The organism is Hymenobacter metallilatus (assembly GCF_003944705.1).
Classification (GTDB): Bacteria; Bacteroidota; Bacteroidia; order Cytophagales; family Hymenobacteraceae; genus Hymenobacter; species Hymenobacter metallilatus.
The window spans coordinates 15,310-32,192 of sequence record NZ_RWIS01000014.1; the positions used below are offsets into that span (position 1 = coordinate 15,310).

General features: G+C 55.2%; 9 protein-coding genes. 1 reads left to right on the forward strand and 8 read right to left on the reverse strand.

All coding sequences use genetic code 11. From position 1 onward, the window contains the following. Window positions 1-2: 2 nt before the first annotated feature. Together EI290_RS18020 and EI290_RS18025 are read right to left on the reverse strand one after the other, a co-directional pair. Window positions 3-1,388, reverse strand: a complete 1,386-nt coding sequence (locus EI290_RS18020) for a DNA adenine methylase (RefSeq protein WP_246009000.1) — start codon at window positions 1,386-1,388, stop codon at window positions 3-5. Window positions 1,389-1,611: 223 nt separating this feature from the next. Continuing rightward, complete coding sequence (locus tag EI290_RS18025) at window positions 1,612-2,037, reverse strand: hypothetical protein (RefSeq protein ID WP_125433063.1); 426 nt, start codon at window positions 2,035-2,037, stop codon at window positions 1,612-1,614. A 124-nt stretch (window positions 2,038-2,161) separates the two neighbouring features. Between EI290_RS18025 and EI290_RS18030 the strand changes: the two genes are divergently transcribed. Next, window positions 2,162-2,617 carry a very short patch repair endonuclease gene (locus tag EI290_RS18030; RefSeq protein WP_125433064.1) on the forward strand — a complete coding sequence of 152 codons (456 nt, stop codon included), beginning with the start codon at window positions 2,162-2,164 and terminating at the stop codon, window positions 2,615-2,617. 21 nt (window positions 2,618-2,638) lie between these two features. Here EI290_RS18030 and EI290_RS18035 read toward each other — a convergent pair whose 3' ends face one another. The 6 genes from EI290_RS18035 to EI290_RS18060 all read right to left on the reverse strand — a co-directional run bounded on the left by EI290_RS18035 (window position 2,639) and on the right by EI290_RS18060 (window position 16,859). Beyond that, entirely contained in the window at window positions 2,639-4,657 is a 2,019-nt protein-coding gene (locus tag EI290_RS18035; RefSeq protein ID WP_125433065.1) for an AIPR family protein, read from the reverse strand. Between the two features lie 41 nt (window positions 4,658-4,698). Next, window positions 4,699-6,882, reverse strand: a complete 2,184-nt coding sequence (gene drmB / locus EI290_RS18040; protein WP_125433066.1) for a DUF1998 domain-containing protein — start codon at window positions 6,880-6,882, stop codon at window positions 4,699-4,701. 1 nt (window position 6,883) lies between these two features. Continuing rightward, window positions 6,884-10,876, reverse strand: coding sequence for a helicase-related protein (locus tag EI290_RS18045; protein WP_221766279.1), 3,993 nt, complete (start codon window positions 10,874-10,876; stop codon window positions 6,884-6,886). After that, window positions 10,876-12,639 carry a nuclease-related domain-containing DEAD/DEAH box helicase gene (locus EI290_RS18050; RefSeq protein WP_125433067.1) on the reverse strand — a complete coding sequence of 588 codons (1,764 nt, stop codon included), beginning with the start codon at window positions 12,637-12,639 and terminating at the stop codon, window positions 10,876-10,878. Before EI290_RS18050 ends, EI290_RS18045 begins: the two co-directional genes overlap by 1 nt. Window positions 12,640-12,649: 10 nt before the next feature. Continuing rightward, window positions 12,650-15,451, reverse strand: a complete 2,802-nt coding sequence (locus tag EI290_RS18055; RefSeq protein ID WP_125433068.1) for a hypothetical protein — start codon at window positions 15,449-15,451, stop codon at window positions 12,650-12,652. Between the two features lie 91 nt (window positions 15,452-15,542). Continuing rightward, on the reverse strand, window positions 15,543-16,859 hold the full coding sequence (locus EI290_RS18060; protein WP_125433069.1) for a DNA cytosine methyltransferase: 1,317 nt from the start codon (window positions 16,857-16,859) through the stop codon (window positions 15,543-15,545). Window positions 16,860-16,883: the final 24 nt, after the last annotated feature.

Sequence of the window (16,883 nt, forward strand, 5' to 3'; positions counted from 1 at the left end):
GCTTATTTCTTGCGGAAAATGAGTATTTCTTCCTTCGTCATGGTCGTCGTGCTCCTATTCCGAGCGGCCATCCGCTTGCTCTGAATCGAACGCTCGATTTTGTACACCTGCACTATGTTGTAGTGTGCTAACAAGTCTGCTAAAATCAAATTGTTGTGTATTTCAAGCCCACCTACCTTGCGATTGCCGATGGTCCACACCAAGTAGCCATTCGGCTTTACCGCTTGGGCACAACGCTTCAATACTTCGTTAAGGTCGCGAACGAAACAGACTACCTTCTTTACCTCCTTGGGCTTGGTTTTCACCAGCTCTTGGATGTTGGCAGCAAAAGCCGGGGAAAGGCGGCAGAACCGCTTCTGGTCCCGCGTGGTAACAGTGTTGCGCTGGCCGCCTAGGCTTCGGTTATCGATTTCGTGGGTAGTCGACAGGCAATCCGGCGATACTGCCGAGTCAATGTCGACAAAATCAATCCACTGCAGCGGCAAATAAGCATGCTGCCCATAGGGTACCGTCGTCCGGTTATCACCGTACGGTGGCGACGAAACGACGAGGTCGAACCCTGCTACAGCATCAGCCGAGGCAGCGGAAAGAGGCGTTCGTGCTACCGGCAACTTGATGCGTTTCGATGAGTCCAGTACGCTTATGTTTACGCGGCCAGTGTAGGCCTCCTCACGCAAATACCCTTGGCTGGAAAGCTGTTCGGCGTAAAGGGCAATGTCCTCAGTGTTCTGAGCAAACAGCTGCTCAAAAGTCTTGAGTGGAGAAGGGTCGCGTTTGGCTATATCCTCGGCAGACCTTGCGTGGAGCTTGAAGGTACTGGTGCGGTCGTTGGACGTAAGACGGACGGTTTCAGCCAGTGTTACCCAAAACAGACGCCGAGTGCTCAACCGCCGCTCCTGCCGAATAGCCCGTACCAACTTGGACAATTCTTGCGCTACTTTTTTCTCAAACCACTTATCGAGGTTAGGGAAATTGGCTGTAACCTCGGTGGACGTATCGGCTTTCACGCGCTTTCGCAGCCGCTCCGCTGCGCGCAGGTAAGCAGGCTGATTGAAGGCTTCGGCTTTCACTTTCGCCAGTAGAACTGACATCGGGTTTATGTCTTGCCCGTAGCAGTCTAACCCATTCAGCATACCTGCTGCCAAGGCCGTTCCTGAGCCCATAAAGGGGTCTAACAATGTCTGAGTTCTAGGAGCAGCCGACTTTATCAGTTGGATTATCTTGCGCTGTACTACTGGGAGCATCATCGCCGGATACTGAAAGAACCGGTGGCCAGCCCCACGCCGGTCGTATTCGAGCGGTTGGCTCCAAAAATTCTTTTCCTGCTGTGTTATAGCTTCGATGGCCTGAATTAACGCTTGGTCAGTAGCTTCCGGGCCACGCTGCATCACGGGGGGCAGGGTAGAGGATGAGGAGTTAGCGTAAGATGCTGCGGTTACCAAACCAATCTGATGTAAGGAAAATATGTGGGATAGTGCCAAAAGTAACGTAAAACCCTTCAACTAAGCTAGCGCGCCTGCTCATAAGTTTAGTATAAGCAGCCAGCGAGGGAGGCTTGACTGTCCGTTTTTTGATGGATGATGCTGTTGAAGGTGGCTGGTTATCTCTATATCAGAACCTTTCATCCAAATGTAGTTCCCCATTGATGTAAATTCTGGTCAGGTGCCCCGATAACTTCAGCTGGTGTGCGAAATCAGCCCGCTCGTGAGCATTCTGCAATGACGTTCCGGGAACATCAAATTCTTCCTCAACAAATGGGACCGGGCGAAGCTCATCAGGCAAGTGGGGACCATCTTCGCCGGTAATACGGATGTGATAAATCTGATAACCCTCAGGCAGCTGGTCTGTGGCATAAATAGCCTGAGTGCCGCATTTTCGGCAACGGACCGCTATTTCAATCATACCACCCGCCTGGTCTACCACCCGCCCGGCTGAATGAGGAGTGATTGCTTGGTCATGGATGCAATAGAGCTGAACGAAAGTGCCTGCACGAAACCCAGTGCCGGTAACTGCCAAGGACCCGGATCGCTTCTTCATCGGCTAACAGATTTGTGTTCAGCAAAGATAGGTGCTCAGGTAATCCACGATTCCTGTTTGTGGCCTATGGAGGCAGGTGAGTATAACACAGCACCTAATCAGCTTTCTGAGCGTTTAGTGGGGTATGAGTGACGTTCACAGCACCGCTACCAGAAGTTTTAACATGTCCCGCATCCGCGGCAGGGATACCAAGCCGGAGCTGCTGGTGCGGCAGTACCTGCACGGCCGGGGGCTGCGTTACCGGTTGCATGCGAAGCATCTGCCCGGCAAGCCGGATATCGTTTTTCCCGGACTCAGAACCATCATTTTTGTGCACGGCTGCTTCTGGCACCGCCATGAAGGCTGCCGCTATTTCGTGGTTCCGAAGACACGAACCGAATTCTGGTTGACCAAGATCGGCCGCAACGTAGCCAATGATGAAAGACAACAGAACGAGTTACGCTCAGCGGGGTGGCGCGTGCTGACGGTATGGGAGTGCGAGCTTAAGCCGGCGTTACGGGAGCGGACGCTGGAGAGGCTTTATTACTCCCTGACAGCCCCCGAGCCGGATGAACTGGACTATAATCCTGTGGTGCCATGATCGGCTTATTGTGGCAGCCGGCTAGGCAGAGAAGCCCCGCTGTTTTGCGTTTTCGAGGATCCGTTTGGCATTACGGGCCTGCTTGATGCTGATGCCGGCCGACCGTCGGAGCAATGAGCCGACATTGTAAATCAGGCGGCGGTCGAACGGAGTGAGTTCATTATTGCGGGCAGCCCATGAGGAAATCGCCAAGAAAGTTTCGGGAGAGGTTGCTGTTATTTCATCAAGCAGGTCCGACTCAGCCGGCGACAGGTTAACCGGCCCTGAAGGGCCGTCTACCGAGATGCGCTGGCGTACTTCGTCAATCTCGGCCTGTATGCCGGAAAGGTCCAGCGGTTTATCCTTGAGGGATTTCCAGCATTCCTGCTTCTTACACCATTCGCCGATATTACGAACCGAGGAGGGCGGGTTTGTCAGGTGGTCCCACACAATGGGAGTCATCTGAGCAATCAGCTCCCGGACCTGCCCCGGGACTGCCTGCTCCGACCAGATGCGGTTCAGGTCTAAGTGGCCTTCCGTTTTATAAGAAAGCCAGGCAAGAATGTAGGTGACCATGTTGGCCTTGTAACCCCCCAGCTTTCTGGCGTGAACATCCCGGTCGATCTGCTTGAACAACAGCGCCCGGGCTATGAGCTGGTGGTAAGCCTCCGGTGTAAGCGTATCCGCCGAAGCTGCCACCTGCTTTTCAAACAGCAGGTAGTTCTTCTCCGCGCCGGTGCTCACCTCGTTTGGCTTCTGAAGCCAGCTCATCTCGTACTTGGCCACGTCCACTTTGGTGAACTTCTGGCTTTTAGGGTACGACTTGTTGAACTTACGGCGGGCAGCCAGCCCTTCCTGCCTGGCTTCCTCGTCAAGATACTGCCCCCGCGTACGCTCGTAGTACCATTTCATATCCGACTTAAGGCCGGTGGTGGATGGTACGGCTTCCGACCTGGAGATTTTCTCCAGGTTGACATGATAGGCGCTGTTAGAGCTGAAATCCGAAGATTTGATAGCCGTCTGCTTGTTGGCAAACTGCGATATTTTAGGAATAATCGCCTCTGCTTCTTCTGTGGCGAGTATTTCACAGATCTTTAGCTGGACAAAAGCTCTGGACAGGTCAATGCTGCGGTCGGACGAAGCAGAATACAGGGAGGCCGTCGTTTGTCCTCCGTTCACGATTTGCCAGTCCTCTATTCTGGCGATGAAAACCCGCCCGTCTTCCTCCTGCGTTTCAACCTTTGCAGCCGTCGTGGAAATACCGTTGTTGTAGGCAAAAAACATGTCCGGCGACTTGCTGGCCGTATCTCGGATTCCACGGTTCGTATCGACCTTGAATTGCAGGAAAGTCCGCACGTTCCGTTCCAGCAGGCCCTGCTTGTGCCGCTTGTAAATGCGGGCCAGAACGCCGGCCGGCAGGATTGCCAGGTAGGCGTTGTATTTACCACTCACGTCTGTTGAACGAAGGCATTCCAGACGAAAATTATAGTCGCGCAGCAGGTCGACGACAACAGTCTGTTTTCCTGCATTGATGCGGTACTGCTGATACAACCGCTCAATATCCCACAACTCGCACGTCAGGACGGGGCCGTCGGGGATGTGATAGCTTGGCAGCGACTCTGCGGCGCTGATGCGATTGGTCAGCAGAAACAGGCGGACGTGCTGAATCTGCTGGCCATCTTGGCGGATCAGGTTGATGAGCTCCTGCACCGGCCCGCTCTCGGTGGCTGTTATCTTGCCCCCTGAGGCCGCTACCCAGAACCCATACGTTCGCTTGATGGCTTCCTGTACTTCGGTGTTTGTGATCTTGTTCAGACCCGGCTCCGGACTGAATTCTGAGGTGAACAGATCAAGCGTCAGCGATTCATCATCAAAGTCAAAGGCATCTACCCTGGCGCCCCGGGCCCGGTAGGTACCGGTTACCGGCTCCACTACCTCGCCCGACAGGCGCAGGTAATCCAGCGCTTCCTCGGTAAAAATGTCTTCGGCAGGACGTTCTTCTTCCGCTGCCGTCAGTACAATGTTCTGGGTGAGCTCACCCGCAAATTCCTGAAGATCCATCAGTAGGACAAAAGTATTTAGCAATAATTGCCCGTTCTGATTCAGGCTTCAGCTGTGCTGGGCGCGAATCTGCCGGCAAATCCAAACGACGGATTAGTCAGTGAGCCGTGCAGCATACCCCGGTCGAGGAATCCGTTCATGGCCTCGCAGCTGGTTTCCGGCAGCAGGGAGCAGGCGTGGCACGCCGCCAAGTTCAGCGACTGGAACCCCTGACCGCGCGAATCCAGACACAATGGGTCGGAGGAACACCACTCTGAATTTCTCAGCGCCTTGCGTATAATAAGCTCTAGACTACCGGGCCGGCCCAGGGCCACAAGTCCTCCCATGGTTCCTTCGGCATCGGATGCTGCTGTATAGATCAGAATGCCATCCATCTGGTCTCCGGGATTCCCACAGTAGATGATCTCGCGCAGGGAAGCAGAGTTGTAGCCTGAATCCATTGCCAATTCGCGGATCAGCTGATGCGAAATAGTGTGCAGAAGTATGTACCGGGCTGATTTCGGGGTGAACCCTTCCAGCCATTCCTCTTCCGGCGCGCCGTTAAGTCGTTGCCGCTTCATGTAGGCGGTGCGGTGATTCTCGTAGATCATCTGGTAGCGCTCCCGTATCTCCGGTTCGGCTTCCCATTCCGCCAGCACGTCAGAGCGGAAACGAATGAAGATTCCTTCGCCCCGCACTTCCGAAGCTGGCAGGAAGTCACAGGTATCCGGATCACGACGTGGATCATTAATGCGGCCGTATTCCTGTAACAGGGCTCCCCGCAGGTTTGCGGGGCTGCTGAAGATCAGGTCCTGGGTCAGCAGAGGCATCACCCTGGTAAATCCGCGGAAAACACGCAGCTCGTTGAGCTTTTCCAGCAGAACCACCGTCTCAATATTATCCGCAATGGCACCCGAATACTTTTCACCCGGGATAATCATAGATTTATACCAGAAATCACCGGTGAAGGGGTATGGCTTCAGGAAGAAGTCGAATTCCTCCCTGCGCAGCTGGATTGCCTTGTCGGTTTCCGTTTCCTCTGCTTCGTTGCCGGAAGGCTCGGGCGAATAGGCAAGGGTTATTATTTCCCTAGCAAGTTCATTTGAAAGCTGACTGCCAGTGTATTTGTATCCCAGATGTAGCCGGTCTAATAAGGATTGCTTAAGTGTACCGGCTCCATGCTCAGGACCATTTATGATGTTATGGAAAAAATTTATGCTCTGATCTGCACTCATGGCCAGCCCTACCATAGAAGTAATTCCGTCCAGTATGGTCTTGATATCCGCAACGCGGTTAAAAAGTTCGTTGGCCAGTTCCGAGTAGCCCCCGCCCGCTGCCTGTTCAGGTAACCTGATGCTGCTCCAGATAATGGGGAAGTACACATTTCCTGCACCGCGCTGCAGGGCCCGCGGAGTCACCCCCATTGCAACATTGCTGCGCAGGAAGCCTCCCTGAGCATTTCTGCCCTGCCAGGGCTTGGGCATCAGATTGTCGACAAAATCCAGATACCTGTCATTCGGATTGTTGAACACAGTGGAGCGGCCGTCGTCATCCGTGCTGAATATTTCCGCCAGTGACTCCCGGCAGATCAAGGCTCCATTGTCGCCGAACTCGTGAAGCGATACGCTCAGGTCCGCAATAGAGGCCGAACGACCGGCAGCATCCAGACGAAGGACAAGCCCGGTTCTTTGCCGAAGCGTATCCCGGTCGGGCCGGTTACGGGTAACGAACCACAGCCAGGGAAAGTCGTCTATATGGCCTGCTGATGTGGCGATAATGAAACGGGAAGGTATGAGGTGGTTTTTTCTGGCAGCAGGATTCCGGCGGTGGCAGTCCGTGCAGAAAAAAGCCTCGTCCCGGTCATTCACATGCCGGCCGTGCGCATTCGTAAACACAGCCTGGCCATGAAACGCCCGGTTTTCGACGTGAATGGCTCTGCAAACCGGGCAGAACATCGAACCCGGAAAGCGATTCACAGGAATGCCGATGCCCGGCCCCTGGCCTGCCGGGGGGCGGACAAAATATTCGGTGTTATAAAAGTACCGGCTCAGGCGGCGGTCATAGACCCGATGATGCTCGTTTGCCAGCCCGCCCCAAACGTCCGGAGACTGCGCGCCGGGATCCGCACTCTGGTCAAGATAGTCCGGGGATAACGCCATCAGGGAGATACCCGGCACATCGATGATGCTGCCCGTGCCATAGGTGGTAATCGCCTGCGACTCCCGGACCTGGTTTTTGCGAATCATATCAGTAAGTAATGATCAGTGCGGAAGAAGATTCAACATTGCGGAGCGAACCAAGGACTGCGGGCCGTTCCCGCCGCTTTTGCTCGTCGTATTCGTGGTTGACAAACAGATCAAGGTCAATTTCCACATCCTTGGGCGAGGGGAAGAAATGGCTGTTCTTAGCAAATCGGAGGCCCGGACCCGGAGGAGTTGCGTCTGATCTTCCGTTCCAGACCTTTTTAAGCTGTTGGGCGACCTGGTCGATGTTGACCAGAAAATCAGAGACGTCTTCGTCGAGCAGAGTCACCCGTTCCTTGAGTTTCTCAACCAGGGCGGTGTAAAACTCATCTGTCGCCCGGCCCTCAGCGCCGGTTGGCCACCAAGCGTTGCCATCTTCCCGGAAATGAAGCAGCCTCATCAGCGCTATCAGGACAGAGGGAAGGGCTTTTTCCAGCGCAGGGAGTGAGTAAGGAGTGACCGAATTGGCCTCTACATGCTTGTAAAATGCTTGGTGGTAGTCCGTAAAACTTTCGTAGTGAGACCGGTCACGACTCTTGGCGTTGTTGTAGCTGGCAACCACAAGACCGGGGAATTCCCTGCCAGCCCGGGAGCTTGCCTGAATGTACTCTGCCGTCGACTTTGGCTGTCCGACCACCTGCATGATGTTCAGCCGGGCGATGTCAACGCCTACTGAAATCATGTTGGTGGCTGAAACGACATGGATAGGTTCCTCCCGGTTGTCGCCGAAAAGCTGCACAAGAAGGCCTTTCAGCGCCTGAAAAAGCGCTGTATTGTCCTTGCCCGCAACTGCTATCCCCAATGCTTCGAGTACAGGGTCCGTGAAGACCTGTCTCCAGGTCCTGTTTCCGTCCAGGTCCCGGGCCGAACGTACGCCCATCGCACGAAGCTGTGTCAGCCGGGCCTCTTCCGTGGGAGATGCAGGTGCGGGCTGCGGAAGTTTGCTGTTTTCCAGTCGGTTGAGGTACTGATATATCTGGTCAGCGGTCATGGCGCTTGACAGTTCAGCTACCCGGTCATCCTTGAACGGTATGTACAGCCCGGGCGCACCGAGGGTCTGGAATGTAGCATTCATGCCATAGCGGTGCGCGGCGATGTCATCTGTCAGCAGTGTCCGGAATTTCCCCAGTTCTTTAATGCTGTTGAAGTAGACCAGCATCGTATAATACCAGTCCAGCGTCGCGTTGCCATACGGCAGCCGCGGGAGCAGCTGCATGGCACGACCCGTCAGGTAGATGATATTGATCGTGGCCGTACGGCCGGCCGGCATGACCCCGAGGTAGCGCCGGCCCGGCGCGGATCTGTCAAGTCTGCTGAAAAAGGAGTCGTCCACGTCTATTCCCTGTGGAGGGAACTGAGCAAAGTGCTTACGGCCATAAAGCCGGCGGCATTGTGCTTCCGCATTACGCACGGTTGCGGAAGCGCCTACTACCTTGGGTCTGGCAGAACCGCCCCACTGGCAGAGCTCGTCGATAGCAAACTCATACACGCCGTACATGGTGCCGAGAGCGGAGCTGATGAGGTGCAGCTCGTCCTGGATTACAAGATCCGGGCTGGAGAAGTCACGGGTTATCCGTCCATCGGGCCCCCAGGAGAGATTGAAAAGACGCGCAGTCTCCGACTTCCACGCCAGCTGCGCAAATTTGTCGACTGTGGCGAAAAGCAGCGACGGGCGCCGGGCATAGATTACCTCATCCACATAGTAGACAGGCAGCTTACGGGACTCTACCAGTTCTGCGTCCAGATAATCATCAGGGCTGATGAAAAACCTGCACTCAGTATTGCGGCAGCTCAGAAAGACCGGTGAATCAGCTACCGGCACCCGCCGGCCGCCGGGCGGGGCACCGCCACCGCGGCGCAGCTGCTGCTTCTGAAAATAACCCCAGGAACCAACCACTGCATTATTGCGCCTGTCGGGAATTATCCGGGTGCCGCAGCAGGGGCAATGGCTGATGGGCGGAGAGAGAGCCGGTTTTTCGGTACCGCTATCGAGCCAGGCGTTGTACTTCGCAATTGCACCGGCCGCGCTTCGGTCGTCGCTTGCGGTGCCTGTTTTGTTGGGTGTCAGACTGCTCCCGACCCAGATGCCGGTGCTGATTTCCTGTTTGCCGTAGCGGTCGGGCATCTCGCGGCGCATGAGCTCGCATGCACAGATAAGAATGCCGGCTCTGTTGAACTGCTGGATATTGAGCAGACGAAGCGTGTAGCGCATCAATACAGATACACCAGCGCCTCGGTCAGGATCCTGCATATCGCGACCGGCCCGCAGGCGGCGGTAGAAGATGGTAAACGCGGTAAGCCCCAGGTAAGCTTCTGTCTTGCCGCCACCGGTTGAGAACCATATGAGGTCGACCGTTTCGCGATCTTCCGAGGAAGGGTCCAGAATACCTTCCACCTGAGCCAGCAGGAAAGCCAGCTGGAAGGGGCGCCAGCGACCCGCTTCCTCAGGGGCAGTGCTGAAGTCCGGAATAGGCTGATCGTCTGCACCGGGAAGCACGTCCTTTTTTACCCGCTTGTCGGCAAAGCCTTTCATGACACGTTGCATGAACATCGCTCTGTTTGCATCCTGAAACGCCTGCAGGGCGATATTGGAAGCAGTGTCAGGCCCCTGCTCGAACAGCAGGACTATACCGCGCTCCATACGGGCGAGCAGGTCAGCGCACTTCTGCAGGTTGCTTTGCGCGGCATCGTGATGCTCCGCCGGCAAAGCCGCTATGCGCTTCTGATGCTGGCCGATCCAATCTCCGTAGCGGCCGGCAAACGCCCGTAACCTGGTTTCCAGCTCACCGGCATTTTCGCCGGTCATGCCGGCGAGCCGTTTCATTGCCAAGATAGTCTGGTCAGCCGGCGTCAGGATGATGTCGGCCGGATCGTGCTTCGTGCTGAGATTAAAATCAACCGGCTTTACGTCGTACTGCGGAATGACTACTGCCTTGACCCGCCGGGCCCTCCCTTCGGCCAGATTTACATCTTTCTCATCCCACCAGGCGGCCGCCCCGTGGCCGGCCCCGTAGTTGCGGTAATTTCTGAAGAGGAGCTTCCTGACAGCATCTTCCTCGGACTGGCCATCCGGTGAGAGGGAGTCTTCGGGACCGGGAGTAAAGACGAATTCGTCGGAATGGACTTCGATTTCAGGCTGGAAAAAGTAATTCCGGCAGTCGCTGATAAACTGCTTTTCAGCTTCGCGGCCATTGATTTCCGAGCGACAGGAGTTAATCAGCGAAAGGGTGAAAATTGACCCGTGCGAACCGTGGGTGCTGCGACGGGTGATGCGTAGTGTCAGACGGCTATCTTCCAGCGAAAAGGTATGACTGGCTGCGCCCGGTGTCTCCGGTGTCTCCACGGGCTTTCCTTCCTTGTCAGTCAGGGTGAAGCCGGCAGCGGTGGCTGTCAGGGTGAATTCACGGACTACGGGGGTGCGGCGGTACAGTGACGGATTTCTGCCGTTTCCTGCTGCACCAGGGGCCGCAGTAGCCGCTCCGCCAAGTGATGCAGCGCCGGGAGAAGCGTTGTCGACAGTTGGAGCCGGCTCTTCAGGCGAAGAAGCCGGCATGTCTTTGCCCGGGGTTACCCGGTTGTAACGACCATAGCTTATACGGATGCTGAAAGCGGTTTCGCGGCTCTCAGTGATTACGGATAACCCGAAAGAGGCGGGTTTGAAATCCGTACTCAGGTTAAGCTCCCTGTCGGCTTCACCTTCATCCACGGTTGCGTCTGCGTACCGGAGCCCGGTACCGGCTGGCTGAGTCGCAGTGGCCCCCGTGTCGGCCTGTGCTTCTTCGGGAGCCTGCAGTCCTTCTTCTTCATCTACTACTGCCTCTGATGGAAGCACGCTCTCCCGTGGGCGGAACTGCTCAGGATACAGTACCCCGGTCACATAGAATCGCTGAGGGGGCTCGGCCAGGGTCTCATTGTCCCCACCGAACGGTCCGCACATGTATCGCTTTACAAGTTCCGCTGCTTCGTTGCGCAGCTGTAGTTTGGTATTGTCAGGCATTACAGGACGGGGTTATCCATGAAGTGTTGTTTCTTTCTGGCGGCCACCGTTTCCTTCAGGTCAGCGTGGAAAAAGGTGACAAAGCCGTAGGTAGCCCGGGTAGCAGCCAGATAGAGTTCTGTTTTCCGGTACACATCGTCTTCCGGAAACGAGTCAATGCCGGCAAGTATGACAATGGCGCTTTCAAGTCCTTTGTATGCGCCCGGGGTTGTGACCCTGACCCGTTTGGGATCCGGATGAGTTACGTTGGTATCGTTCAGGGACACGAAGAGCGCCGGGCTCCTCAGAGGCAGGCGGTCGGCCAGGTCACGGGAGGGAACCAGAACAATGACGTCTGCCGGGTCCACATGGTCAGCGACCAGCGCCTGAACGCGTCGGATCAACTGGTTTATCAGATCCGTTTCCGAGGCGTAGAAATGCTCCTCTATAAGTCCGTCCCCCGTTTTTGCAGCCTCCTGACACTGAATGCCTGTATAGAGGCCCGTGCTGCGAATGACCCGTGGGGTATTGCGGCAGTTCTTGCGCAGCTCGAGCACAACCGGGTTGTACAGGGTGATAAAATCAGCATAGAACCCGGAATCGAAACCGCGGAAAATATCCTGATTTTCCCGGTCTAGGAATATATACCAGTTGTTTGAATCCAGTCCGCCTTTCAGCAGCAGGTCAATGTTGCGAAAGTGACTTTCCCTGAAGATGTCCTGTGCTTCGTCGATTATGATTCTGTCGTACGGGACCTGATTGAGTGTGGGATACTCCAGGCTGAACTGCTTCGGGTACTCCTCGTTGAAGTACTGCGACCCTTTGCCGGAAGGACGGACAAACTCAGCGTAGAGGGCGTGAATATTCCGGACAGTAAGCAGCCTGCTCAGTTCCGGGTGTTCACGCTTGACTGTCTGCCTCAGCCAGGCAGCAAGATTTTTGTTGTAGCAGAGCAGCAGGGTCTTTTCTCCTTTGGCCACGCATTCCGCTGCCAGCCATAATGCCAGCACCGTCTTTCCGGTACCTGCGCTTCCGGATATCATGACGCCCGCCCGGTTTCCTACCGCCTGCGAGGCCATGATGACCCATTTCTGTTCCCGCGTGTACAGGAGCGTTTCCGCCGCATCTTGGCGGATAAGGCCGGCAAGTGGCGGGCGGAACATCAGATCGCGGGCAAAGAAATCCTTTATCCGCAGTTTGTCCTCCCGGCTCAGCCGGCCCTCATGCTGCCGGTACTTGCTGTGGTTCCGCCAGTACGCCTTCAACCGGCGTATGTAGGAGGCGAAGCTGTCAGGCACATCTCGGTCTTCGGCGGTGTAAATCAGGCGGGTATCGTAAGAAATCGAGCCCGTTTCGTAAGCGCTGAAACCCCGGGGTAACCCGGATTCGGGAAACATTACGCCATAGCCTATGATCAGGCTGTTCACCACGTTGCGGCCAACCCGCTCCGGCAGTACCCGGTCGCGGATAAAGAAGAGGTTACCTGTTACCTGTTTGAAAGGGTCCTGCAGCTTGGTTCCTCCCATCACCCCCCATTCCCGCGTGTCAGCCCGGAAGTAAACGACGCCGCCTTTGACTTCCAGAAATAGCAGAAACTCATCATCCAGATAGACGAAGTCTGTTTCGCCCCTTACCTGCCGGCCCACCTCGCTGAGAGACAGGGAGTGAAACAGGAAACAGCCGTCCCCCTGAAAATAGGGACTGGCCGCAGCCATGTAGTAGAGGTCACGTTCCCCTTTCGGAGTGTCACTTCCGAACTGCGGTTGGGCCGGAATCAGCGCCATAATGCGATAATTAGTAGGGATGCACCGGGATAATTTCCCTCACGCGTCTGATGTCAACCTCCTGTAGTATTGCTTCGAGCAGTTCCGGGCTGAGTTCGCCATAGGCATCAGTAAGCAGGTTCAGTCGGCCCGACCGGCGGTTGATGACGGCCGACCGCAGGGCTTTCGGGAGCATGCGTCTGACCCGGCTCAGCTGGTCCACGGCTTCGATGATCCCGGCTGACTCAGCTGCCGTAAACTGCGGAATGCCTTTGCCGGGCATCATCCTGCTGATGGCATTGATGGCCAGTAGAAGTTCATTTAAATGCAGGGGTTTAGTGGTGCTGCCATCCAGATAATTATCGAAGGTCTGGGGAGCACGTTCGAACCCCACGCGCTGGAATACCTCAGCTAGGTGGAGGTGTTGTCGTTTTACGGTATTGATTTGCCGGATCGCATCCCGCCACAGATTGCTTGTGTTCAGTGCGTTGCTGTAGCGTTCAACCTGGGCAAGCGACTCGTCAATCAGAGCATTCAGGTTTTCCCGGCTCTTCCTTCTGAACAGGACTATGTAGTCGCCCGGTTTGAGCTCTGATGCCGGAACAGTTGTGGCCTCACTGTCCTCCGGGCTGTCTTCTTCGATGCGGTAAAACTTCCGGGAGGCTGCTGCCTCCAGAATGCCGTCGTGATCTAAAAGCAGTATAAAGGCAGCAGCACGACCGGGTTCCCGGCGTATCCGGTTTCCTTCCTGGGTCGGGTCATGGCGCTCCTGTACCAGACGGCTGATGATGGACTCGATATCATCACTGAATTCCACCGCATCATCGGATGCAATGGCTGCAGCTGACGTCTCATTTACCGGCAACGGGATGCTGTAGTCGAAGCTGGGTACACCGTCGCTTAAGGGATTCTCATGAGGTTCGGTCAGATTGAGGGACCTCAGCAGGCCAGCATCCGATACATACTGATCAAAGATCTTCTTTACGGTCTGGTAAGAGCGGAAATAGGTCTTTTCATTTTCCTGATCGCATAGTACGATGCAGTTGCGTGCAAAGCGGTTGAAAAACAGTGATGTTACAAACGTTTTGGGAAGATTGAAGCACAACAGCAGCTTCAGGGGCGCAGCCTGCAGATCCAAAGGCGCTGGAAGATTCCAGGGGTCGAAGAACTCTGCTTTGACGGGCCTAGCAGTTCCCTGGGCTACGAACCTGCTCAGCGTATTGACGAGGTATTCATGATCAGTGCTGCTGGAATTATAGGACAGGATGCCAAGCCGGAATGACTTCTTATGACTGGATCCGGCTTCGGCCAGGAATTTTCCCGCGGCAGCAACAAGCGGGTGGCGCCCTGCATTCAGAAATGCGGACGTTCGTTCCAGAAGCGTAATTGTCTCTGTCCGGAACGAGTGGTATATCCCCCCGCCCACGTGTCTTTCCAGCGATTCCATACGGGTCAGGTAGGCGGCGGCATCCCTTTGAAATCTGGTCGGGTCACAAAAAGATATAAACCGGAAATACAGCTCCCGTAATGACGAGAGCTGAGCTAACTGGTTGGATCCGTGCAGCTCCCGGATGATGGATGTCAACCGGTTAAGAAGCGCCCGGAACTGCTGTTGGTATTCCTCGAACACTCCCGCCGTGACACGGTGTATACTATGGTCAAAATTTCCCGGAGCCGGCGCGCTGGCAAGGACGGCTGCCTGCTGTCGGCTTATGTGCCATACCTGAACGGGCACGTCTGCTCTGCCTGTACGCTCCCACTTATTGAGCAGGGCCGGCAGGGTCCCCAGCGCTGATGGCCTGACCAAGCATATCACATTCCGGATTTCGCCCAATGCAAGCTGATCCTTGATGGCGGAGATCTGAACGTTAGCTTCTTCCTCGGATTCGAAAGTGATGTCACAAATATCCAGCACTACCGTGTCCAGATAGTTGAGGCTGTTGTTAACCTGTCCGCCACTGGCAGTAACACCGCGTAGCTCCCGCACCCAGGACGCAAAATATCCGTTCGGTTCGTGCAGAACGATGAGCGGATGGCTGGTGTAGTCTCCCTGAACCTTGGTGAGTACAGGATGCCCGTGTCTGGGATGGACTATCTCCGCTACCCCGATTAGGGACGAGGCATTTCTCTGTGTAAGCAGGGGCCGGAAACAGGCTTTGAAAAGCGTTTTGCCGGTGAATACCAGTACCCCGTTATTCAGGCCGGCCTCCTTCAGCTCCGCGATTGCCGAAATTGAGGGCGCTGGTCGTTGAGCCTGGTTTCCTGCTGTTTTCTGCAGCAGTTCAATATCCCTGAATCTCACCTTAAACTCCTGCCACTTCTCCCCGATTTGCTTCAGGGTGGCTAGGTGCTCCCTGAGAAGTTCGTCGTTCTGTCGGAATTTGTTTACAAGGAACGACCGGCCCTGGGTCAGCAGCTCATACCGTATGCCCCTTTCTGGTACAGCATCAAGGTCTCTGAGTTTGATAACCGGCACCTTGGCCCCGGTGCTCACCGCAGTTATTTCATACCGACGCCCTCCTTCAACTATCGGAGCCGGAAAACGTGCACACAACCGGAGAATCTCGGACGAGAACCCCGCCCGCTCCTCTTCAAAGGCATCGCTTTTGTTATTCGTGACCTCGTAGGATCTGTTCAGGCAGGCAGTGGCGGCGCTGTACACAACCTGTTCAAACTCTTCCTCTGATTTCAAAGGAATGAACAATACACGCCCGCCCTGCTGACCAGCGGGGTACACGACAGCTGAATTCAGAAACTGCTCAGAATCAGCGAAAGCGCTGCTCAGAACGGCATGTTGGCCGCGGATGAAATCTGCAGCGTGGCGCGTAAGCATAAAAATAAAGTAGTAAAAATATACCTATGCAGTAGCCGTTTAAGGGAGTACGCTCAGTAGAAAAAGGTGCAGCAATGTATGCCTTCCGGTGTTAATCTGCAAGGGAGTAGTCCAGTTGCAGTTGTTTGCTTGCAGCTGGTTCAGAGGGAAGAAACTGTCCTTTCAGTTTGCCCTGCAAGGCAGCTTTTACCCGTCGGGCAATTCGCTCCGCCATCAGCGGCGGAACAGCATTGCCTATCTGCTTATATGCTGAACCCCTGGGCCCTTCAAAATAATAGTTGTCCGGGAACGACTGCAGCCGTGCTGCCTCCCTTACACTAAGCGAGCGGCATTGGCCGGCGTCCGGATGGATGTAGTAGTGTCCGTCCTTGTGGATGTGGGCCACTACTGTCTGGGAAAATGGTTTCTCGCCGGCTACAACCTTAAAGCGGTCTTTAAAACCGGTTACATTCTTGTGGCTGATCTGATGAGCGTCCAGATCATCGGGGTAGCGAAGCTGGCGCGCCTCTCTGTCCCACACTTGAATGGCTTTGGCATAGATCTCAAGGTCAACAGGACGATGGGCCCTTGACTCGTGCCAGGTCAGGATCTGATTTTCGTCCCGGAGGCCAAAGCGTTGCAGGTAGGGCGTTGGGGCGGACTTGTACCGGCGGTTATCTTTCTCGCCCGGACGAAGCGGGGGCAGGTCCCGCAGCAGGTCCCAGACCCGGAAATTATGCTTGTAGTCGGGTTGCAGATCCGGGTAGCCAAGCTCTTGGTGCTGGTCATGGCGCCAGCCTATGATGATAAGCCTTTCCCGGCTTTGCAGCACCCCAAAATCCCGGGCGTTCCATTTGTGCACGGCCATGTCATAGCCGGCCTCGCGGAAAGTATCACGGATATGGTCAAGCTGGTTTCTTTGACGGAAGCTCTGAAGGCCCAGGACGTTTTCGAATACAAACATCCGGGGTTGGTAGTGGGCCAAGAACCCGGCGTATTGAATGTACAGCCTGCTGCGTGGATCATCTTCCATTGCTTGGCGGCCCAGTCGTGCGCGACCTGCGACAGAAAAGGTCTGGCAGGGAGGTCCACCTACTATCAGGTCGACTCTCTCATCAGGGCCAAGCTTCTGATCAATCAGTTGGAAAATTCCGGGTGTGGTCTTCTCACTGATTTCCGCGTGAATAACTGAATTGGTAATTTCAGGAGGAACCAGTGCATACAGTTCCTCCGGGGATTTTCCGCTCCGCAGGTACTCATCGTATAGATGGCGTAACCCTTTATTTTTCAAATAATACCATGCCTGCCGTGTCTTTAGTGTGTTACAGGCGTGGTAATCTATTTCAACGTGTGCAACCGCTTCAAACCCAGCGCGGGAAAAGCCCTCCGACAACCCGCCGGCACCCGCGAAAAGGTCAATATACTTCATTGATTTAATGTGTTCTTTTCTGCA

What these genes read in the sequence shown, in the direction of transcription:
- EI290_RS18060 (WP_125433069.1), bottom strand. Translation starts at nt 16,859, where the DNA reads ATGAAGTATATTGACCTTTTCGCGGGTGCCGGCGGGTTGTCGGAGGGC.
- EI290_RS18045 (WP_221766279.1), bottom strand. Translation starts at nt 10,876, where the DNA reads ATGCCTGACAATACCAAACTACAGCTGCGCAACGAAGCAGCGGAACTT.
- drmB (WP_125433066.1), bottom strand. Translation starts at nt 6,882, where the DNA reads ATGATTCGCAAAAACCAGGTCCGGGAGTCGCAGGCGATTACCACCTAT.
- EI290_RS18030 (WP_125433064.1), top strand. Translation starts at nt 2,162, where the DNA reads ATGAGTGACGTTCACAGCACCGCTACCAGAAGTTTTAACATGTCCCGC.
- EI290_RS18025 (WP_125433063.1), bottom strand. Translation starts at nt 2,037, where the DNA reads ATGAAGAAGCGATCCGGGTCCTTGGCAGTTACCGGCACTGGGTTTCGT.
- EI290_RS18035 (WP_125433065.1), bottom strand. Translation starts at nt 4,657, where the DNA reads ATGGATCTTCAGGAATTTGCGGGTGAGCTCACCCAGAACATTGTACTG.
- EI290_RS18020 (WP_246009000.1), bottom strand. Translation starts at nt 1,388, where the DNA reads ATGCAGCGTGGCCCGGAAGCTACTGACCAAGCGTTAATTCAGGCCATC.
- EI290_RS18055 (WP_125433068.1), bottom strand. Translation starts at nt 15,451, where the DNA reads ATGCTTACGCGCCACGCTGCAGATTTCATCCGCGGCCAACATGCCGTT.
- EI290_RS18050 (WP_125433067.1), bottom strand. Translation starts at nt 12,639, where the DNA reads ATGGCGCTGATTCCGGCCCAACCGCAGTTCGGAAGTGACACTCCGAAA.